The following is a 20797-nucleotide window of genomic DNA, read 5'->3' as shown; positions in this document are numbered from 1 at the left end:
AGACTCCTGAATTCAGTGGTGTCCGCCTTCGAGATAGGCGGCGCGCACTTCCGGATTGGCGAGCAGTTCCTTGCCGGTGCCGCTCATCGTCACATTGCCGTTGACCATGACATAGCCGCGGTTGGCGAGCTTGAGCGCGCCGAAGGCGTTCTGTTCGACCAGGAAAACCGTCAGCCCCTGGCTACGGTTCAATTCGCGGATGGCGTCGAAGATCTGCTTGACGATCAGCGGCGCCAGACCCAGCGACGGCTCATCAAGCAGAAGCAGCTTCGGCCGCGCCATCAGCGCGCGTGCGATTGAAAGCATCTGCTGCTCGCCGCCCGACAGCGTGCCGCCGCGCTGGGCGATGCGCTCCTTCAGCCTCGGGAACAGCGCGAACACCTTCTCGACGTCCTCGTCATAGTGCTTGAGATTGTCGAGACTGGCGCCCATCTGCAGGTTTTCCATCACGGTCATGCGCGGGAAGATGCGGCGTCCCTCCGGCGATTGGGCGATGCGCATGCGCGCGATCTCGTGCGTCGGCAATTGGGTGATATCGGTGCCGGCGAAGGTGATGGTGCCGTTGCGGGCGCGTGGCGCGCCGAAGATAGTCATCATCAGCGTCGATTTGCCGGCGCCGTTGGCGCCGATCAGCGCCACGATCTCGCCTTGCTTGACGGTGACATCGAAACCGTTAAGCGCCCGGATATTGCCGTAGTAGGTCTGCACACCCTTGATATCGAGCAGCGTTGTCCCGGCCATCACTTGCGCCCTCCACGCTTGCCCGTCGCAGGCTTGGCGGCGGTTTTTCCGGAAGCTTTGCTGGCGGTTTTCCCGGAGACTGCTCCGGCAGCCTTCCCGGAAGGAGCTTTGGCGGTTGCCGGAGCCTTGGCTGCGGGTTTGGCCGCTGCGGGCGACTTCGCCGCCGTTCCGGTTCCCGCCTTTGGCGCGGTTTTCCGAACAGGCTTCGCCTTCGCCGCGGGAGCGGGTGCCGATGGCGAGGCGGTCGCGGAGGCCGCCTTGTTCGCCGCGGCGCGCGACTTGGCGTCGACCTGACCGGCCTTTGACGCGCCCTTGGCCACCGTCACGCGTTCGCCGGTGCTGTGGCCGACCGTGTCGGTCACCGGCCCGGCGAGATACGAGGACGATGTCCCCGGACCATGCGCCGAATCAGGCCCGGTATCGAGCTGTTCGATGACGTCCTCGTCGCCGACTTCGGTCAGCACGGTTTCGACTTCCTCGTCGTCGACGCCGAGATAGGCGGCGATGACGCGTGGATCGGTGCGCACCGATTGCGGATTGCCGTCGGAGATCTTGCGGCCGTATTCCAGCACCACGACATGATCGGAGATCTGCATGACCACCGACATGTCGTGTTCGATCAACAGGATCGATGCGCCAGACGTGTTCTTGATATCGATCAACAGCTCGTTGAGCGCAGCCGATTCCTTCGGATTGAGGCCGGCCGCCGGCTCATCCAGACATAGGAGCTCCGGACCCGTGCACATGGCGCGCGCGATCTCGAGCCGCCGCTGCGCGCCATAGGGCAGGTCTCCGGCCGGATCGTCGGCGCGATCGACGAGATCGGCCTTCTCCAGCCAGTGCCTGGCAAGCTCCACCGATTCGGCGGAGGCCTTGCGGTAACCGCTGAAGCCGAACAGGCCAAGCACCGTATAGCCAGACGCCTTCATCAGCTTGTTGTGTTGCGCAACGAGCAGGTTCTCCAGCAGCGTCATGCCCGAGAACAGGCGGATGTTCTGGAAGGTGCGCGCCACCTTGGCGCGCGCCGGTATCTCATGATTGGGCAAGCGCTCCAGCAGATAGGTCGAGCCGTTGGCCCGGTTGAGCGTAATCATGCCTTCCGACGGCTTGTAGAAACCGGTGATGCAGTTGAACACGGTGGTCTTGCCGGCGCCGTTGGGGCCGATCAGCGCGGTGATCTCGCCGCGCTTGGCGGTGAAGGACAGATCGCCGATGGCGACCAGGCCGCCGAACTTCATCGACAGGTGCTCGACCTGCAGGATGGCGTCGTTCACGGACGGGCTCGCATTCATCAGCCGTGGCCCTCCTTGGTGAAGGAACTGGAGACAGCCCTTCGCACCTTGAGGAAGGCGGTTGGTTCACGGCTGCCGACGAAGCCGCGCGGCTTCCACAGCATGACGATGACCATGGCCATGCCGAACAGAAGCATGCGGTAGAGCTCCGGCGTGAAATCGGGTCCGAAGACCTGCTTGAGGAAGTCGAGTTCGCGCAGCGCCTCGGTGCCGCCTATCATCACCATCGCGGCAACCGCGATGCCGACCAGCGAACCCATGCCGCCGAGCACGACGATGGCCAGGATGATGGCCGATTCCAGGAAGACGAAGGATTCCGGGCTGACGAAGCCTTGCCGGGCGGCGAAGAACGATCCGGCGAACCCACCGAACATGGCGCCGGTGGCGAAGGCGGTGAGCTTGGTGGTGGTGGTGTTGATACCGAGCGAGCGGCAGGCGATCTCGTCTTCGCGCAGCGCTTCCCAGGCACGGCCGACCGGCATGCGTCTCAACCTGACGGTGACGAAGGCGGTGAGCATCGCCAGCGCCAGGATGAGATAGTAGAGGAAGATCTTGTAGTAGGCGCTCGACGTCGCGATGTTCAGCACCTTGCCGATGTAGTTCGGATCCGAGACGTTGAAGCTCATCAGGCCGAAGAAGGTGACCTTGGGAATGCCGGAAATGCCGGCCGAGCCGTTGGTCACCTCGCGCCAGTTGATGATCACCAGCCGGATAATCTCGCCGAAGGCAAGGGTCACGATCGCCAGATAGTCGCCGCGCAGACGCAGCACCGGAAAGCCGAGCAGTACGCCCCAGAAAGCGGCCATCGCTCCGGCGGCCGGCAATAGGATCCAGAACGACAGGCCGTAATGCGTGCCGAGCAGCGCATAGGCATAGGCGCCGACCGCGTAGAAAGCGACATAACCGAGGTCGAGCAGGCCAGCCAGCCCGACGACGATGTTCAGGCCCCAGGCCAGCATCACATAGATCAGGATCTGGATGCCGAAATTGTCGACCCATTTCAGAGATCCCTGCAACCCGCCGGCGATCGACCAGGACATCAACGACAGCACGGTGACGACCATGATCGGGTAAAGCACCAGCGCGGCAATGCCGAGCTTGGTGAAGTTGGCGTGGATGAAGCCGCGGAAATAGTAGATCACGCAGGCCAGCACATAGATGACCGTCAGGGCACGTAGAAATTGCAGATAGCCGGCCGGCTCTGCCCCGATCCATCCAACGAGAGAACTGTTGAACCCGAACAGCAGGGCCGCCGCGATTATGGCCAGGATGAACGCCGGCAGCTGGAAAAACCGAGATGCGACGCTGGCAGGCAAAAGCCCTGTGGCGACGTCGACGATCTTCTGGTTGGCCAGGAAGGGCTGGCCATAGGCGACATAGAGAAAGCGCCCGACGGCCGTGGCGATCACCACTGCGGCGAGCAGCATCCAGCGCTGGGTCAGGACCAGTTCATTGGAGATGTTCTGACCGGTCTTGAGGCCGATGAACAGCACGAACAGGCCAAGCGCGATGGCGCCGGCATAGAAGGCTTCGCGTAGCGCGCGCTGAACGGGGCTGGCGATGGTCTCGCTTTCAGGAGATACGGTGACGGCCATGGGTCTCAGACCTTTTCGACTTCAGGCCGGCCCAATATGCCGGAAGGCAGGAAGATCAGCACGATGGCCAGGATCGAGAACGCCGCCACGTCCTTGTAGTCGATCGAGAAATAGGCCGACCACATGCTTTCGATGAAGCCGATGAGCAACCCGCCGAGCACGGCACCCGGCAAGGAGCCGATGCCGCCAAGCACCGCGGCCGTGAACGCCTTCACCCCCGGCACGAAGCCGTCCGAGAAAGCGATGACGCCGTAATACATCAGGAACAGCGTGCCGGCGACGGCCGCAAGGGCGGCGCCCATGATGAAGGTGATCGAGATGGTGCGGTCGACATCGATGCCGAGCAACGCCGCCATCTTGCGGTCCTGCTCGCAGGCGCGCTGGGCGCGGCCAAGCGAGGTCCTGTTGACCAGATACCAGAACAGCACCAGCAGCAAAGCGGTGACCACGACGATGATGATCTGCTTCAGCGACACGCTGATGCCGTTGATGTTGTAAACCTGGCTGACCATCGGCGGGATCGGCTTGTTGCGCGGCCCCTGTGTCACCTGGACGAAGTTCGACAGCGCGATCGACATGCCGATGGCGGTGATCAACGGTGCCAGCCGGAACGAACCGCGCAGCGGCCGGTAAGCCACCTTCTCGATCGTCCAATTGTAAAGGCTGGTGAGCAGCATCGCCACGATCATCATGACCAGCAGCGCGACGACCACGGGCACCGAATAGAACAGCGCGCCGAGGATGAGGAAGACGATCAGCGCCGTGAAAGCGCCCACCATAAAGATGTCGCCATGGGCGAAATTGATCATTCCGATGATGCCGTAGACCATCGTGTAGCCGATCGCGATCAGCCCATAGATCGATCCCAGCGTCAGCCCATTGATAAGCTGCTGGACAAAATACTGCATGTGTACGTGGCTCCCCTGGAATGTCGCCCATGCAGACGCATTCCTTTTCGTATTTCCCCTAGTCGTAAAGTTTCGAGGCCGGATTGCAATGCGATTTTTTGGTTGCCACGCGTGTTTCCCATGCAGGCCATTCCGATCGCCCGTTTTTTTGCACCCGACCCCTGGACTATCGCGGACCCTACCATTGGCATAACGCAATGTCTTTGGCGATTCAGACGCATCATGCACCGCGTTTCGAAGGAATCGCCGTCAAAATAAGTTGATAAGAAGATTCCTTGCGTTGGTGACAGCATTCCACTTTGCGCGCCATCGCCTTCCGTTGCGTGATGAATTGCCTATTGGACCACGAATCCGTGCGCGAACGGATCGCGGTCGTCGATGAAGATCGTGTTCAATCCGGTCATGCGTGCCCAGCCCCCGATCGAAGGAATGATCGCCGGCTTGCCCGCCACGGCAACCTCCTGTTCGACCTTGCCCTTGAACAGCGAACCGATGATCGATTCATGCACGAAAGCGTCGCCGGCCTTGAGTTTGCCCTTGGCATGGAGCTGTGCCATGCGCGCCGAGGTGCCGGTGCCGCATGGGGAGCGGTCGATCGCCTTGTCGCCATAGAAGACGGCGTTGCGGGCGTCCGCCTCGGCATGGGTCGGCTGGCCAGTCCACAGCATGTGCGACAGCCGGTTGATGCCAGGGTTTTCCGGATGCACGAACGAATATTTCTCGTTGAGCCGCTGCCGCACCACCGGGCTCCAGGCGATGAGGTCGCCGGCGGAATAGTCGGCCATGTCGCGATAGTTCGCCTGCGGCTCGACGATGGCGTAGAAATTGCCGCCATAGGCGACGTCGACGGTGATTTCACCGAGCCCGGGACACTCGACCGTCAGCCCTTCGGCATGGAGGAAGGACGGCACGTTGGTGATGCGCACCTCCTCGACATAGTCGCCGACCTGTTTGTACTCGGCGACGACCAGTCCGGCCGGCGTATCGAGCCTCAGCACTCCCGGGGTCTTCGGCTTGATCAGTCCGTGCTCGATGGCCATCGTCACCGTGCCGATCGTGCCATGACCGCACATCGGCAGGCAGCCCGAGGTTTCGATGAACAGGATGGCGATGTCGCAATCGTCGCGCGTCGGCGGATAGAGGATCGAACCGGACATCACGTCATGGCCGCGCGGCTCGAACATCAGCCCGGTGCGGATCCAGTCATATTCGGCGAGGAAGTGCGCGCGCCGCTCCATCATGGTCGAGCCCCGCAGCAGCGGCCCGCCGCCGGCCACCAGCCGCACTGGATTGCCACATGTGTGACCGTCTATGCAGAAGAAGGATTTCTTGGCCATGACGCTCCTCGAATACTCAAAACCGTTGCGGGCTGAAAGGGGCCAGATCGATCGGCGGAGTCTGCCCCAGGACGAGGTCCCGGATCAACCGTCCGGTTGCCGCCGCCTGGGTCAAGCCGAGATGACCGTGGCCGAACGCATAGACCACCGGCCGGCCTTCCGACGCGCGGCCTATGACCGGAACTGAATCCGGCAGCGAGGGCCGGAACCCCATCCATTCGCGCCCGCCCGAGGGATCGAGCCCCGGCAGGAATTTCTGTGCCTTCCGCAGCAGCGCCTTCGATCGGGAATAATTGGGCGGTCGCTCGATACCGCCGAGTTCGACGGCACCGCCGACGCGCAGGCCCGTTTCAAGCGGCGTGATGACAAAGCCGTGCCCGGAAAAAATCAGCATCCGTTTCACGTCGAAGGCGCTCTTCGGCAATGTCGTGTTGTAGCCGCGCTCGGTCTCCAGAGGAATGCGGTCGCCAATCTGCCGGGCCAGGAGATGCGACCATGCGCCGGCGGCGACGATGAGATGCCTTGCCTGCCTTGTGCTGCCATCCGCCAGTGTCAGCGTCGCACCTTGCTCGTCCGCCGCGACGCGGTCGATCCGAGCCATTTCAAAGCGGGCGCCCTTGGCTTGGGCATAGGCCCACACCGCTTTGCCCAGCAGTTTCGGATCGGCGATCGTCTTCCATCCCGGTACGAACGTGCCCCTGATGAAGCGCGGCGACAGTCCCGCTTGCAGGGCGGCAAGGTCCCCGCCCTCGACATGGCGGAAGCCGATGCCGAAACGCTCGCGCGCCGCCCAGCCCGGCAGCGAGGCGCGAAACTCGGCTTCGCTCTCATAGAGTTCGAGCGAGCCGTCCTCGCGCAGCATCGGCCTGGTGCCGGAGCGGTCGAGCAGAGCCATCCACTCCGCTTCGGCAAGCTTCATCATGCTGGCCTGGGCGGCCAGGCTCGCCTCGAATTTTTCCGGCGCACCGGCGCGCCAGAAGCGGATCAGCCAGGGCAGGAGTTTCGGCAGATAGGCCGGCGGGATGCTGAGCGGACCGAGCGGATCGGCCAGCCATTTCGGCAACTGCCGGATCATGCCCTTGTGCGCCATCGGCAGCACGTCGGAAAAGGCGAAGGCGGCGGCATTGCCGGAACTCGTCTCCTCGCAGATGCCGGTGCGGTCGTAGACCGTGACGTTTCGCCCTGCCTCGGCAAGAAACGCCGCCGCGCAGATGCCGATGATGCCGCCGCCGACGATGGCGATATCTATTCCTTCTCCCCGTTCACGGGGAGAAGGTGCCCGAAGGGCGGATGAGGGGCGGCGCCCCGCTTGCGACGATTTGGAACTTCCTGTCACGTGGGCGCTGCCTCTCGGAAGAAAGCCTCAGAATTGCGGCAGTGTCGGCCGCACCGCGAGCGCGTCCTTGACGATCTTTTCGACCGCCTTGCGGCGCTCGCCCGACAGCGGTTGGCGCGGCATGCGCACGCGGTCGTTGGTCTGAATGGCGAACACTTCGGCAAGCTTGATGTTCTGCACCAGATAGGTCGAGACGTCGAGGTCGAGCAGCGGCCGGAACCAGCGATAGATGGCGAGCGCCTCCTCGCGGCGGCCCTGCTTCATCAGCTGGTAGATGGCGACCGTCTCGCGCGGGAAGGCGGTGACCAGGCCGGCCACCCAGCCGATGGCACCGACCGACAGCGCCTCGAAGGCCAGGTTGTCGACGCCGGTGAACAGGTCGTAGCGGCTGCCCAGGCGATTGATGATCTCGGTCGAGCGCCTGATGTCGTCGGAGGATTCCTTGATGGCGACGAAGCGCTTGTCCGACGCCAGTTCCTCCATTTGGTCGACGGTAACGTCGACGCGGTAGGCGAGCCGGTTGGAATAGATCATGACAGGCAGGTCGCCGGCTTCGGCAACGGCGCGTAGGGCCGCGACCGTCTCTTCAGCATTGGTGTGATAGATTGGACTCGGCACCACCATCAGGCCGTTGGCGCCTTCCTTGGCGGCGCGGCGGGCGATGCTGGCGGCCTCGCGCGTCCCCGCCTCGTTGACCGTCAGCAACACCGGCTTCTTACCGGCAACCTTCTGAGCGGTCTTCAGCACTTCGATCTTCTCGTCATGCGACAGCATCGGCCCTTCGCCCAGCGATCCGCAAACGATGATGCCGTCGCAGCCGGCCTCCATCTGCAAGCCGAAGCAGCGCTCCATCTCGGCATGGTCGAGGCGGTCGTCCGTGGTGAATTTGGTCGTGACGGCTGGGAAAACTCCGGTCCACATGGTCGTTGCTCCATCTGATATATCAGCCGTATATCTATCAGGAAACCCGCTGTCAATGCGGATTCTGCTATGATATATCCGAAATATATCAGGAGATCTGCCTTTGATATCCAGGGAAGCAAACATTGCGTTCGAGCCGGCTACGGCAAAAGCCTATCGCGTGCTCGAGCACATGATCGTCACGCTCGAACTGGCACCGGCGAGCTTCGTCACCGAGGGCGCGTTGATCGAGAAGCTGGCGCTCGGCCGCACGCCGGTGCGCGAGGCGATCCAGCGGCTGGCCTGGGAAGGGCTGCTGGACGTGCGGCCGCGCGCCGGCATCGCGATCGCTCCGCTCCATCCCGGCGACTGGCTGCGCGTGCTCGACGCCCGGCGCGGCGTCGAGGTTGTGCTTGCCCGGTCAGCCGCCCGCTTCGTCACTCGCGAGGCCGCCGACCTGTTCCACGAGGCGGCGCTTGCGATGCAGAAGGCGGTCATCTCGGGCGATGTGCTTGCCTTTATCCAGGCCGACAAGGCACTCGACGACGCCTTGGCGTTGGCCGCCGACAATCCGTTCGCGGCGCGGCTGGCGGCCCCGCTGCAGACCCACAGCCGCCGCTTCTGGTTCCGCTACAAGGCCGACACAGGTCTCGCCGAATCGGCAGAGCATCATGTCGCGTTGATCCGCTCGATTCTCGACGGCGACGAGGAAGCCGCCGCCAAGGACGCCAAGCGGCTGATGGCTTTGTTGCGCGGCCATGCCGAGACGGCGGCAACGCGGTAGAGCAAACCAAATCGCTCAACCCGGTTCAGGCGCCGGGAAGGGCTGCGGTAATCGTTGGGCTGTCCCAGCCTTCGCCTATGGACAAAATGCAACTCTGGCCCTTTGTGTCGGACGCCAGAACCGTCCAGCTGCCCTGTTCGGAAACAAAGACCTCGAGGACCACATTAGGATTGATCAGGCCGCGCCCGGCTTGGCTTTCGTGGAACTTCTCGCCAAGCGCCTTGATCAGATCGGCGCGCGGGGCGCATTGCCCGGCCGCATTCGCCGGCACTGCGCCGCCCGATATCGCAAGCGATGCTAGGAACATTGTCGCCACAAGATGTCGTGTCATCTGACACCTCCTTGCGCCAGACGAGAACCCCGGCTGTCACCGGCGCTGTTGATTGGCCTGCAAGCTATGCAGGGATATAGCCTAAGAACGATGATACCCGCTTGGTTCCATCACATTAGCGAGTTTGCGGATGAACGCCGCAGGCCGGAACGCAGAAAGGCCCGGGGTGCGGCCCAGGCCCTCTATGTGAATGCCGGCGGTCCACCGTCGAAGGCAAGGACGCGCAGACGAAGAAAACCGTCCGGTCAGTTCATCGTCGGAATGACGAATTCGGCGCCGTCCTTGATGCCGGACGGCCAGCGCGAGGTCACCGTCTTGGTCTTGGTATAGAAGCGGAATGCATCCGGGCCGTGCTGGTTGAGGTCGCCGAAGGACGACGCCTTCCAGCCGCCGAACGTGTAGTAGGCGATCGGCACCGGGATCGGCACGTTGATGCCGACCATGCCAACCTGAACCCGCGAGGCGAAGTCGCGCGCCGCGTCGCCGTCGCGGGTGAAGATGGCAACGCCATTGCCCATTTCGTGATCGTTGGCGAGCTTGATCGCACTCTCGTAAGTCGGCGCGCGCACCACCGAGAGCACCGGCCCAAAGATCTCTTCCTTGTAGATGCGCATGTCCGATGTGACGTTGTCGAACAGGCAGCCGCCCATATAATAGCCGTTCTCGTAGCCCTGCATCGTGAAGCCGCGGCCGTCGACGACCAGTTTGGCGCCTTCCTTGACGCCGGTGTCGACATAGCCCTTGACGCGCTCCAGCGCCTGAGCCGTCACCAGCGGGCCGAAATCGGCGGCGGAATCCGTCGACGGGCCGACCTTGAGGCTCTCGACGCGCGGCACCAGCCTTTCCATCAGCCGGTTGGCGGTGTCGTTGCCGACCGGGACGGCCACCGAGATCGCCATGCAGCGCTCGCCGGCCGAACCGTAGCCGGCGCCGATCAGCGCGTCGACGGTCTGGTCCATGTCGGCGTCAGGCATGATGATCATATGGTTCTTGGCGCCGCCGAAGCACTGCACGCGCTTGCCGGCCGCGGTGCCGCGCGAATAGATATAGTGGGCGATCGGCGTCGAGCCGACAAAGCCGATGGCCTTGATGTCGGGATCGTCGAGGATGGCGTCGACGACTTCCTTGTCGCCGTTGACGACGTTGAGAATGCCGGCCGGCAGGCCAGCTTCGAGAAACAGTTCGGCGATCCGGATCGGCACGCCCGGGTCGCGCTCGGAAGGCTTCAGGATGAAGGCGTTGCCGCAGGCGATTGCCGGCGCGATCTTCCACAGCGGGATCATCGCCGGGAAGTTGAACGGGGTGATACCGGCGACGACGCCGAGCGGCTGGCGCATCGAATAGACGTCGATGCCGGGGCCGGCGCCGTCGGTGAATTCGCCCTTCATCATATGCGGCGCGCCGATGCAGACCTCGACCACTTCAAGGCCGCGCTGGATGTCGCCCTTGGCGTCGGCAATGGTCTTGCCGTGCTCGCGCGCCAGTATGTCGGCCAGTTCGTCATAGTCGCGGGCGACCAGTTCGAGGAATTTCATCAAAACGCGCACGCGGCGCTGCGGGTTGGTGGCCGCCCATTTCGGCTGCGCCGCCTTGGCGTTCTCGACAGCCGCGCGCAGTTCAGCCTGCGAAGCCAGCGCCACCGTGCCGCGCACGGTGCCGTCCATCGGCTGCATGACGTCCTGCTTGCGGCCGCTGGTCCCGGCGACACGCTTGCCGCCGATGAAATGACCGTATTCGATCATGATCTCTCTCCCTGTGTTGTGATGGTCCATTGTCCGCCTTTGGCCGGCGGATGGCAACGCGAGTGAGAACGCAACCGTTGTGCAGAAAATAGATAACGGTTGACGGTGGAGCATCAAATCTCGCAAATGATGGGTGCCGTCGCTGTTACATGGATTGAAAGATTGCGTTCCTTCGCGCTCCCCTCTGTCCTGCCGGACATCTTCCTGGCCCTCACCCTCCCCCGTGTGGGGAGGGTCGGCGAGCGGTCGGAGCGAAGCGGAGATCGTTTGACCGGGGTGGAGGTCTCGCGCCGGCCTCCCCCCACCCCGCTCCGCTACGCGGATCGACCCTCCCCACGAGGGGGAGGGTAAGATGAACTGGGATGACGTTCGCGTCTTCCTGGCCGTTGCGCGCGCCGGCCAAATCCTTGGCGCCGCCAGGCGGCTGGAGCTCAATCATGCCACCGTCTCGCGCCGCATCGCCGCGCTCGAGGATGCACTGCGCACGAAATTGTTTCGACGGCTGACCACCGGCAGCGAACTGACGCCCGCCGGCGAGCGCTTCCTCGACATTGCCGAGCGCATGGAAGGCGACATGATCGCCGCGCGTTCCACGATCTCGGGCGAAGGCGACGATGTCTCCGGCACGGTGCGTATCGGCGCGCCCGACGGTTTCGGCGTCGCTTTCCTGGCCAAGCGACTTGGCGAACTTACTGCCCAGCACCGCGAACTCACCATCCAGCTGGTGCCGGTGCCGCGTTCCTTTTCGCTATCGCGCCGTGAGGCCGACATCGCCATCACCGTCGAGCGGCCGACCGAAGGTCGGTTGGTGGCGGGAAAACTGGTCGATTACTCGCTCGGCCTGTTTGCCTCGCGCCCCTATGCCGAGGCGCATGGTCTGCCCAGAACCGCCGCCGAGCTTGACCAGCACACCCTGATCGGTTATGTGCCGGACCTCATCGTCAGCCCTTCGCTCGACTACGCCGCCGAATTCAGCGCGGACTGGCGCACCAGCTTCGCCATCTCCTCGGCACTCGGCCAGGCGGAGGCCGTGCGGTCCGGCGCGGGCATCGGCATCCTGCACACTTTCGTCGCCCGCTCGATGCCGGAACTGGTGTCAGTCGATGTCGTGGCGCCCATCCGCCGCGCCTATTGGCTGGTCTACCACGAATCGGTCCGGCCGCTGCGTCGCGTCCAGGTCGTCGCCAGCTTCATCACCAAGGCGGTGGAACGGGAACGAAGCCTGTTCGTCTAGACAGGCGTTCTGACCCGCTATCGAAGGTAGCGCTCCTGCGCCAGCGCGCGGGCATCGATGTCCGGCACCCGGCTCGAGATGATGTCGGCCAACACCTTGGCCGAACCGCAGGCCATGGTCCAGCCGAGCGTTCCGTGGCCGGTATTGAGAAAAAGGTTGGAGACCTCGGTACGCCCGATCAGCGGCGGCCCGTCCGGCGTCATCGGCCGCAGCCCGCACCAGAACGTCGCCTCCCGCATGGCGCCGGCGCCCGGAAAGAGGTCGCCGACCGAGTGTTCGAGGGTTCGCCGCCGCGATTCGTGCAGCCTGAGGTCGAAGCCGGAAATCTCGGCGGTGCCGCCGACGCGGATGCGGTCGCCAAGCCGGGTGATCGCCACCTTGTAGGTCTCGTCCATCACCGTCGACACGGGCGCCGCGGCGGCATCCTTGACCGGCACGGTGATCGAATAGCCCTTGACCGGATAGACCGGGATCGGCCGTTTTATCCGGCGCATGAAGCCAGCCGAGTAACTGCCCATCGCCATCACATAGGCATCGGCGGCTATGAAGCCCTTGCTGGTGCTGAGATTGGCGATGCGGTTACGACTGCGCAGGACCCGCCAGATCGTCACGTCGTATTCGAACTTGACGCCGCGCGCCACGCAAAGCTCGGCCAGCCTGTCGGTGAACATCTTGCAGTCGCCGGTCTCGTCATGCGGCAACCTGAGGCCGCCGACAAACTTCTCGCGCACCCCGGCCAGCGCCGGCTCGGCAGCAATGCAGCCATCCTGGTCGAGGATCTCGTACGGCACGCCATACTTTTTCAGCACCTCGACATCGCCGGCCGTGCCGTCGAGCTGTTTTTGCGTGCGGAACAGCTGCAACGTGCCCTGGGTGCGCTCGTCATAGGTGATGCCGGTCGCCTCGCGCAGCGCCTTCAGCGTGTCGCGGCTGTACTCGGCCAGCGGCACCATGCGCGACTTGTTGATCGCGTAGCGCTCGGCCGTGCAATTGCGCAGCATCTTGACCAGCCATGTCCACATATGCGGGTCGAAGGCCGGCCGAACCACCAGGGGGCCGTGCTTCATCAGCAACCATTTGATCGCTTTCAGCGGAATGCCGGGACCGGCCCAGGGCGAGGCATAGCCAGGCGAGATCTCGCCCGCATTGGCGAAACTGGTTTCCAGCGCCGGACCTTTCTGGCGATCGATCACCGTCACCTCGTGGCCGGCCTCGGCAAGATAATAGGCCGTGGTCACCCCAATGACGCCACTGCCCAGCACCATGATCTTCATCGCATCACGCTCCACGACGATGCCGCCGATACCGGGCATGCCATCCACTGTCTGCCGGATTTTGTCGCGCCCGCCAAGGGGTTAGCCATTGACGTAGCGCCGGTGAAAGCGCGGGCCGAGGCCGGCCAGGATTTCATAGCCGATAGTACCGGCATGGCTGGCCGCGTCGTCGACGCTTTGCGAGGGGCCCAGCAGCTCGACCAGGTCGCCCTCCGCGAGGCGGCCGGCCGGCAAGGCGGAAATGTCGAGAATGATCGAATCCATCGACACACGGCCCAGGAAAGGCAGCCGCATGCCCTCGAACCAGGCAGCCGACGCGGAGCGGCGCGGCCAGCCATCGGCATAGCCGAACGAGATCGTCGCCAGCCTGAGCGGGCCTTCCGCGCGATAGCTATGGCCATAGCCGATGCCGGCGCCTTTTTCGACGCTGCGCATCTGTGCCACCTTGGCCTGCAGCCGCACGACGGGCAGCATCGGATTGGCTTGCCCAGGCGTCGGGTTAATGCCGTAGAGCGCGGCGCCGGGGCGGGCGAGATCGTAGCGATAGGACGGCCCGAGAAAGATGCCGGAGGAATTGGCAAGCGAGGCAGGCGCCTCGGGCAGCATGGCGCGCAGCCAATCAAACGCCTGCCGCTGCTGTTCATTGGCCGGGTGGCGCGGCTCGTCGGCGCAGGCCAGATGGCTCATCACATATCTGACCTCGATGCCGTCGAAGGCGCTGCTGTCCTTGACCGCCGCTTCGACTTCGGACGGCGACATGCCAAGCCGCGACATGCCGGTATCGCCCTGGATGGCGGCCGGCAGTTTTCGGCCGGCGCGCCGCGCCGCCTCGCGCCAGGCTTTCAGCTGTCCGGTGCTGTTGATGACCGCGCAAAGGCCGGCGGAAACCGCCTCTGGCTCGGATCCCGGCGGCAGCCCGTTCAGCACGTAGATGTCAGGTCCGGTGCCGATCGCCTTGCGCAATTCGACGCCTTCCGCCAGCAGCGCGACGAAGAAGATGTCGCAGCCTTCCCTGGCCAACGCCGAGGCCACCCGGCTCGCGCCGAGTCCGTAGCCGTCGGCCTTGACGACGCCGGCGCAGCGGGCGCCCGCCAGCCGCGCTTTCAGCCGCCGGTAGTTCTCGCGGATGGCCCCGAGATCGATGGTCAGAATCGCTCCTGCCGCCGCTTCACCGATCGGCCAACTGGCGGCGGGTTTCGCAACAGTCCGATTGACGGTGTCGTTCATGGCACCCCTCGTCGCGTTCCCTCAATAGGACGGCTCTGCAGGCACGGCAATCTCGACCGCTGCCCGCGCGATTATCGCACCAGATGCCGGAACGCCGCCACCACATCCTCGTAGACATGACGCTTGAACGGAACGATCAGGTCAGGCAGATCCTGCATCGGCCGCCATGACCATTTGTCGAATTCGGCGGTGTGGCCGCCCGGCGGCGGATTGATCTGGATCTCGCTGGCATCGCCATGGAAGCGGAAGGCGAACCATTTCTGCGTCTGGCCGCGATACCGCCCCTTGAAGGCGATGCCGACGAGGTGGTCCGGCAGATCATAGTTGATCCAGTCCGGCGCCTCGGCCAGCAGCGAGACGCTGCGCATGCCGGTTTCCTCATAGAGCTCGCGCTCGGCCGCCTGCAGCGGCTCCTCGCCCTTGTCGATGCCGCCTTGCGGCATCTGCCAGAGCTGTGTCGTGCCGGCGAATTCGCTGTCGGGCTCGGCAATGCGATGCCCGACCCAGACCAGACCCTCGGCGTTGAGGATCAACAGCCCGACGCAGGGGCGATAAGGCAGCGTCTCGCGATCGACCTTTTTCGTCTTTTGCATAAGTCGGTTTCTTCCGTCTTTCGAGGGCTAGCCTTTTTGCGGATCGATGGCCACTGCCGAGATCGGCACGATTTCGATGCCGCGCTTCTTGGCCTCGGCAACCCAGGACGCCACGGTGTCGACCGTGAGGTCGAAAGCCGAGCCGATGCCGACCGCGAAACCTTTGGCACGCGCGGTCGCTTCGAGCCCGTCGAGTTTCTTCAGGATGGCGCCGCGATCCTGCACAGCATCGATCGCGGTGTCGCCGCCGACGAAGGGCACGCCGTCCTTCAATGCCAGGTCGGGTGCCAGGCTGCGCGCCGACGAGCCGTCATCGATATAGGCGAGGCCCCTTTTGCCAAGCTCGGCCATGAACGGCTCCATCGCCGCCGCGTCGGAGGAGAACCGCGCGCCCATATAGTTCATGACACCGGTATAGTTCGTTGTCCGCGACAGCGCCCAGTGCAGGTTCTTCAGATTCTCGTCCGCGCTCGCCGCCACCGTCAGCGTGTTGCGGCCCGGATTGACGTTGGGATAGTCGAACGGTTCGAGCGGCACCTGCATGACGATCTCGTGGCCGCTCTGCCGCCCGGCCTGCATCCAGCGGCCGATGCTGTTGCCTTGCGGCGCGAACGCCAGCGTCACCTCGGCCGGCAGCTTGGCAATCGCCGCCTGGGTGCCGGTCTGGGACACCGCCAGTCCGCCGATGACGATCGCCACGCGTGCCCCGCGCGCACCCGACCAGGGCCGCGCATAGACGTCGAACGGTCGCCGACCATCGGCGGACCGCATCGGCAAAGGCCCTGTTTCGCTGGCTTCGACCAGCGCCCTGTCGGGGATATGCGCAATCTTCAGATTCTGGCCGATGGTCGACGGATCGCGAATGACGATGGCCGCCTTGGGCGGCCCGTCACCCTCTTCCGTCTGCACATGGATGATCTGCGGCCCGCCTGTCTTGGCCGGCGCCTCCGGCCTTGGCGCGGCGACCGGCGCCAAGGCGCTCGTCAGTGCGGCAGGATCGGCCGCAGCCACCACCTTCGGTGTCGAGACGGCAACCTCTTGCGGCTTTCGAAACGGCCTTTCCCTGAATGCGATGGCGCCGGAGATACCAACCAGGGCCAGTACGACGAGGGTTCCAGCGAGCACACCCGCGCTGACCTTGCGGGCGGCGCGCGGCGGCCGGACGGTCAGTCCCAGCGGGCGTTCGATGTCCTTGCCGATATCAGCCAAGCCCAAATCCCCGGTCGCATGGCTTCGAATACGCAAACGTTCGAAACGGCATGCGCGAATCCATCAACCCCGGCGCATCGCTGGCGCCATCAACCGAGGCTTCGCCTTGCTTCGAAACAACTTGCCCCGAATCAAACTGCCGGAACCTTTCGGTTCCGGCAGCATCGCATCGCTTCGTTCAGGCGGCCAGACTGTTGTGGCCGCCCTGAGCACCGGGCCCAGAACGAAGCCGGTGCAGCGATAGAGCGGCGCGTGCGCCGCTCTATCTTTTTACTGGTTGAGCACGGCCTTTTCCGGATTGGGCGGGAAGGACGGATCGGTCTTCTGGCCGCGCAGCAGCTGCTCGGCATAGATGAGCTGCAGATCGTTCTTCGGATCCGGCGGCACATAGGCTGCCGAGCCGGAACCGGTCGAGCTCTCGTCGGCGCCCTTGATATGGCCCTTGAGATCGGACTCGCCGCGTGTCAGGTCCCTGCCCTGCAACTCCGCCGGCAGCGGCTGGTCGACTTTGATGTCGGGCGTGATGCCCTTGCCCTGGATCGACTTGCCGGACGGCGTGTAATAGAGCGCCGTCGTCAGCCTGAGCGCGCCGTTCTCGCCGAGCGGAATGATGGTCTGCACCGAACCCTTGCCGAAGGACTGCGTGCCGACCACCGTGACGCGGCGCAGATCCTGCAGCGCGCCGGCGACGATTTCGGAAGCGCTGGCCGAGCCGCCGTTGACGAGGACGATCATCGGCTTGCCGCCGATATTGTCGACCTGTTTGGGCTTGGCGTCGAAGCGGGTGACGTCCTTCGGATCGCGGCCGCGCGTCGAGACGATCTCGCCACGCGTCAGGAAGGCGTCGGACACGCTCACCGCCTGGTCGAGCAAGCCGCCCGGATTGAGGCGCAGGTCGAGCACATAGCCCTTGAGCTTATCGTTCGGCACCTGCTTCTTGATGGTGTCGATCGCGTTCTCAAGGTCATCATAGGTCTTTTCGGTGAAGGAGGTGATCTTCATGTAGCCGATGTCGTTCTCGACCCGGAACTTGACCGCCTTTACCTTGATGATGTCGCGCACCACCGTCAGCTCGATCGGCTTGTCAGCGCCTTGGCGCAGGATGGTGAGCTTGATCGGCGTGTTGACCAGGCCGCGCATCTTGTCGACAGCGTCGTTGAGGGTCAGGCCGCGAACCTCCTCGCCGTCGATCTTGGCGATATAGTCACCGGCCAGCACGCCCGCCTTGGCGGCAGGGGTATCGTCGATAGGCGTGATCACCTTGACCAGATCGTTCTCCATGGTGACCTCGATGCCGAGGCCGCCGAACTCACCCTTGGTCTGCACGCGCATGTCCTGCGCCTGCTCGGCGTTCATGTAGGAAGAGTGTGGGTCAAGCGAGGTGAGCATGCCGTTGATGGCGTTCTCGACCAGCGACTTGTCGTCGGGCGGCGTGACATATTGTGCCCGTACCCGCTCGAAGATGTCGCCGAAGATCGCCAATTGCTTGTAGGTCTCCGACCCCGCAGCATTCGCTGCCGAGCCGGGCGCACCATAAACCAGGCTCATGGCGGACGCGCCCATCAGCGCACCGGCAAACAGAAGCGACAGTTTCCGCATCATTTCACGTCCTTCCAGAAAAACGGTCCGCCCACCATGGGGCCGGATCGACGGGTTTTCCATCCTTGCGAAACTCGACATAGAGCTCCGGCGTGGCATTTCCATTCTTCGAAACCGAGGTGCTCGCCACCCGGGCCTCTCCCATCGCGCCGACCGGCTCTCCTGCGAGCACTGACTGGCCAGTCGCGACGCTGATTCTGCTCATCCCCGCCAGGACGACATGATAACCGTCGCCGGCATTGAGGATCAAGAGTTGACCGTAGGAGCGAAACGGCCCCGCATAAAGCACATTCCCATCCGCCGGTGCGGTAACGATGGCTCCCGATTGTGTCGCAACCATGTCGCCAAGCATCACTGCGCCGTTACTGTCCTCCGCGCCGAACCGTCGTTTGATCCGGCCGGTGACTGGCAGCGCGATCTGCCCCTGCAGCGCCGAAAAGGGTGCCGCGGCGGTAAGCCGGTTGCCTTCGGGAACCGGCAGGGAAGCCAACGATGCCGTCTGCCCGTCACTCGTCTGCCCGTCATTCGTCTGCTCGTCATTCGTCTGGCCGGCATTGGCGGTCTTGGCCGCATCCGCGGCCTTGCGGTTCTGGGCTGCCTGCGCTTCGAGCGAGGCGATCAGTTCCTTCAGGCTGCTGGCCTTGGCGGCCAGCGCCTGCGAACGCTGCTGTTCGGCCGTCAGTTGCGCCTGCGCGTCGGCCTCGAGCTTCTGCTTGGCTTCGAGCAGCATGCCGAGACGTTTCTTTTCCGCCGTCTGCTCCCCGACCGCCGCCGTCAACCGCGCCCGCTCGGCCTCGATCGAGGCCGTCACCCGCGACTGTTCCTTGAGATCCGCCAGCAGGGCGTCGGTCTGCTGGCGCAGTTCCGGCACCACGGCGCCGAGCAGGATGGCGCTGCGCACCGAGGACAGCGCGTCCTCCGGCTTGACCAGGATGGCCGGCGGCGGGTTGAGACCCATGCGCTGCAAGGCGCCCAGCACTTCGGCAAGCACATCGCGCCGCGCCATGAGCGAAGCCCGGATCTTCTTTTCCTGGCCCTTCAGTCCTTCCAGCTTGGCGCCGATATCTTCGATATCCTGTCCAAGCTTCTGCTCGGTCATCGCCGACTGGATCAACGCTGCGGTAATCGAGGCGTGGTCCTTCTTGACCGCGGCAATGTCGGCGGCAAGCTTGGCGAGCCGTTCCGACGACAGCGTTATCTCCTTGGAAACCTGTTCGTATTCTGCGCGGCTCTGGTCCGGATCGGGGGCCATGTCGAGCGTGTTTTCGGCCCAAGTGACATGCAGCGACAGAAGCACCGCCGCTGCTACGATGCCGCAGCGCGCGCGCCAGGAACTCGTCGTCCATTTCCAGCCTTCAGACATTCGCGGTCGACTCTATCTGCGGCTTCGTTAACGAACCATCAACCATGTTTGAAAGGCCCGCTCCCGAATGCATATCGCCCAAAAATCGTCCCGAATGCGGGAGGACGGCAGGCGTAAAAACCAAGGATGCACTTTTGCACGGCATTGGGGCGGAAATCCGGGTGGTGAGCGTCGATTCGTGGGTCTTGGTCGGAAATTCCGCGCCAGGCTCACGAGCGATGATAGGGGTGTCCCGCCAGAATAGTGGCCACTCGATAAAGCTGCTCTCCCAGCATCACGCGCACCAACTGGTGCGGCCAGGTCAACGCGCCGAACGACAGCACCAGATCGGCCTGGTCGCGCAGTGATTGATCGTGACCGTCGGCGCCGCCGATGGCGATGACCAGCGCCTTGCGGCCGCCGTCGCGTAGCTGCCCGATGCGCGCCGCGAACTCTTCGGAGGAGAAGCTTTTGCCGCGTTCGTCGAGGAGGACCAGCGCCGTGCCCGGCTGCAACTGTGCCAGCAGCCTCGAGCCTTCGTCACGCTGGCGCTCGCTGGCGCCCTGCGCGCGGCCTTCGGCGATCTCGGTGATGCCGGCGAATTCAAGCCCCACCGCCGGCCCGCTCTTGGCAAAACGCTCGAAATAGCGGTCGGCGAGTTCTCTCTCGGGGCCGGCTTTCATTCGGCCCACGGCATGAACTGATATCTTCATCCCTCGCCCCTATAAGCCGCTAATGCATGTCACCAAAAGTGGGAACCGGTATTGGGGCAATGACATGCATCAAAACAAAGGCGGCTTAGTGGAGGGTCTCTTCCTCGAGATCCGGCGCCTGCCACATCTTTTCGAGATTGTAGAATTCGCGGACTTCGGGGCGGAAGACATGGACGATGATGTCGCCTGAATCGATCAGGACCCAGTCGGCGCCGGACAGCCCCTCGACGCGCGCCGTGCCGAGGCCGGCATCCTTGAGCGCCTTGAGGAGATGGTCGGCAACAGCCGAGACATGACGGTGCGATCGACCCGACGCGACGACCATATAGTCGCCGAGGCTCGATTTCCCCTGAATGTCGATTGAGACGATGTTTTCGGCCTTGGAGTCTTCCAGACTGGCAAGGACTGTGTTGATGGCGCGGGACACGGCGTCGTTTACGCTGATCCCGGCCGGCGAAGGCACGATGTCGGCCTTCTTCCGCAGTGCTGTTCTCAGTGTATTTCCTTTCGCAGCAAGAACAACCAAATCACCCCTAAAGCAGGTGACACCGCTTAGATAGGCAGAGTTCCGTTGCAGTTTCAAGACGGAGCCCCGCTTCTAAGCGAACTCATTTGATGGCTGGCTTGTTCCGCGCGGCAT

General features: G+C 63.9%; 18 protein-coding genes and 1 pseudogene. 2 read left to right on the top strand and 17 right to left on the bottom strand.

Translation table 11 applies throughout. From position 1 onward, the window contains the following. Positions 1–12: 12 nt before the first annotated feature. From NKJ26_RS11300 to NKJ26_RS11270, 7 genes and pseudogenes are all read right to left on the bottom strand, one after another. Entirely contained in the window at positions 13–741 is a 729-nt protein-coding gene (locus NKJ26_RS11300; protein WP_352695311.1) for an ABC transporter ATP-binding protein, read from the bottom strand. Further along, complete coding sequence (locus tag NKJ26_RS11295; RefSeq protein ID WP_352695310.1) at positions 741–2033, bottom strand: ABC transporter ATP-binding protein; 1293 nt, start codon at positions 2031–2033, stop codon at positions 741–743. Before NKJ26_RS11295 ends, NKJ26_RS11300 begins: the two co-directional genes overlap by 1 nt. Next, positions 2033–3544 (bottom strand): annotated as a pseudogene (gene livM / locus NKJ26_RS11290) (high-affinity branched-chain amino acid ABC transporter permease LivM); the annotation flags it as partial. The gene NKJ26_RS11295 and the pseudogene livM, both read right to left, overlap by 1 nt. 89 nt (positions 3545–3633) lie before the next feature. Further along, the gene (locus NKJ26_RS11285; protein WP_352600478.1) at positions 3634–4536 is read right to left on the bottom strand and encodes a branched-chain amino acid ABC transporter permease; all 903 of its coding nucleotides are present in this window, start codon (positions 4534–4536) and stop codon (positions 3634–3636) included. 335 nt (positions 4537–4871) lie between these two features. Further along, complete coding sequence (locus tag NKJ26_RS11280) at positions 4872–5873, bottom strand: 4-hydroxyproline epimerase (protein WP_352695308.1); 1002 nt, start codon at positions 5871–5873, stop codon at positions 4872–4874. Positions 5874–5889: 16 nt separating this feature from the next. Next, on the bottom strand, positions 5890–7209 hold the full coding sequence (locus tag NKJ26_RS11275) for an NAD(P)/FAD-dependent oxidoreductase (RefSeq protein WP_352695307.1): 1320 nt from the start codon (positions 7207–7209) through the stop codon (positions 5890–5892). A gap of 27 nt (positions 7210–7236) precedes the next feature. Next, on the bottom strand, positions 7237–8130 hold the full coding sequence (locus tag NKJ26_RS11270; protein WP_352695306.1) for a dihydrodipicolinate synthase family protein: 894 nt from the start codon (positions 8128–8130) through the stop codon (positions 7237–7239). A gap of 103 nt (positions 8131–8233) precedes the next feature. Here NKJ26_RS11270 and NKJ26_RS11265 point away from each other — a divergent pair, with 103 nt between their 5' ends. After that, positions 8234–8893: a GntR family transcriptional regulator gene (locus tag NKJ26_RS11265; RefSeq protein WP_352695305.1), complete on the top strand. Its 660-nt coding sequence runs from the start codon at positions 8234–8236 to the stop codon at positions 8891–8893. 25 nt (positions 8894–8918) lie between these two features. Here NKJ26_RS11265 and NKJ26_RS11260 read toward each other — a convergent pair whose 3' ends face one another. Further along, positions 8919–9224: a hypothetical protein gene (locus tag NKJ26_RS11260; protein ID WP_352600488.1), complete on the bottom strand. Its 306-nt coding sequence runs from the start codon at positions 9222–9224 to the stop codon at positions 8919–8921. Positions 9225–9469: 245 nt separating this feature from the next. Continuing rightward, the gene (locus tag NKJ26_RS11255; RefSeq protein ID WP_352695304.1) at positions 9470–10966 is read right to left on the bottom strand and encodes a CoA-acylating methylmalonate-semialdehyde dehydrogenase; all 1497 of its coding nucleotides are present in this window, start codon (positions 10964–10966) and stop codon (positions 9470–9472) included. A gap of 352 nt (positions 10967–11318) precedes the next feature. Between NKJ26_RS11255 and NKJ26_RS11250 the strand changes: the two genes are divergently transcribed. Beyond that, positions 11319–12200 carry a LysR family transcriptional regulator gene (locus NKJ26_RS11250; protein WP_352695303.1) on the top strand — a complete coding sequence of 294 codons (882 nt, stop codon included), beginning with the start codon at positions 11319–11321 and terminating at the stop codon, positions 12198–12200. Positions 12201–12217: 17 nt separating this feature from the next. Here the strand turns inward: NKJ26_RS11250 and NKJ26_RS11245 are convergent, their stop codons facing one another. The 8 genes from NKJ26_RS11245 to rsfS all read right to left on the bottom strand — a co-directional run bounded on the left by NKJ26_RS11245 (position 12218) and on the right by rsfS (position 20620). Further along, the gene (locus tag NKJ26_RS11245) at positions 12218–13474 is read right to left on the bottom strand and encodes a D-amino acid dehydrogenase (protein WP_352695370.1); all 1257 of its coding nucleotides are present in this window, start codon (positions 13472–13474) and stop codon (positions 12218–12220) included. An 81-nt stretch (positions 13475–13555) separates the two neighbouring features. Continuing rightward, complete coding sequence (gene alr / locus NKJ26_RS11240; RefSeq protein ID WP_352695302.1) at positions 13556–14701, bottom strand: alanine racemase; 1146 nt, start codon at positions 14699–14701, stop codon at positions 13556–13558. A 71-nt stretch (positions 14702–14772) separates the two neighbouring features. Further along, a complete protein-coding gene (locus NKJ26_RS11235; protein WP_352600496.1) occupies positions 14773–15294 on the bottom strand; it encodes an RNA pyrophosphohydrolase in 522 nt (173 codons plus the stop codon). A gap of 27 nt (positions 15295–15321) precedes the next feature. Then, on the bottom strand, positions 15322–16503 hold the full coding sequence (locus NKJ26_RS11230) for a divergent polysaccharide deacetylase family protein (protein ID WP_352695301.1): 1182 nt from the start codon (positions 16501–16503) through the stop codon (positions 15322–15324). Positions 16504–16773: 270 nt separating this feature from the next. Continuing rightward, positions 16774–18105: a S41 family peptidase gene (locus tag NKJ26_RS11225; RefSeq protein WP_027027331.1), complete on the bottom strand. Its 1332-nt coding sequence runs from the start codon at positions 18103–18105 to the stop codon at positions 16774–16776. Between the two features lies 1 nt (position 18106). Beyond that, positions 18107–19465: a murein hydrolase activator EnvC family protein gene (locus NKJ26_RS11220; protein ID WP_352695300.1), complete on the bottom strand. Its 1359-nt coding sequence runs from the start codon at positions 19463–19465 to the stop codon at positions 18107–18109. 209 nt (positions 19466–19674) lie between these two features. Continuing rightward, the gene (rlmH, locus tag NKJ26_RS11215) at positions 19675–20157 is read right to left on the bottom strand and encodes a 23S rRNA (pseudouridine(1915)-N(3))-methyltransferase RlmH (RefSeq protein WP_352695299.1); all 483 of its coding nucleotides are present in this window, start codon (positions 20155–20157) and stop codon (positions 19675–19677) included. 85 nt (positions 20158–20242) lie between these two features. Continuing rightward, entirely contained in the window at positions 20243–20620 is a 378-nt protein-coding gene (rsfS, locus tag NKJ26_RS11210) for a ribosome silencing factor (RefSeq protein ID WP_010912111.1), read from the bottom strand. Positions 20621–20797 lie beyond the last annotated feature (177 nt).

The organism is Mesorhizobium sp. M0152 (assembly GCF_040322415.1).
Classification (GTDB): Bacteria; Pseudomonadota; Alphaproteobacteria; order Rhizobiales; family Rhizobiaceae; genus Mesorhizobium.
The sequence above is the reverse complement of the archived record's forward strand: the minus strand, read 5'-3'. Positions and strand labels throughout refer to the sequence as shown.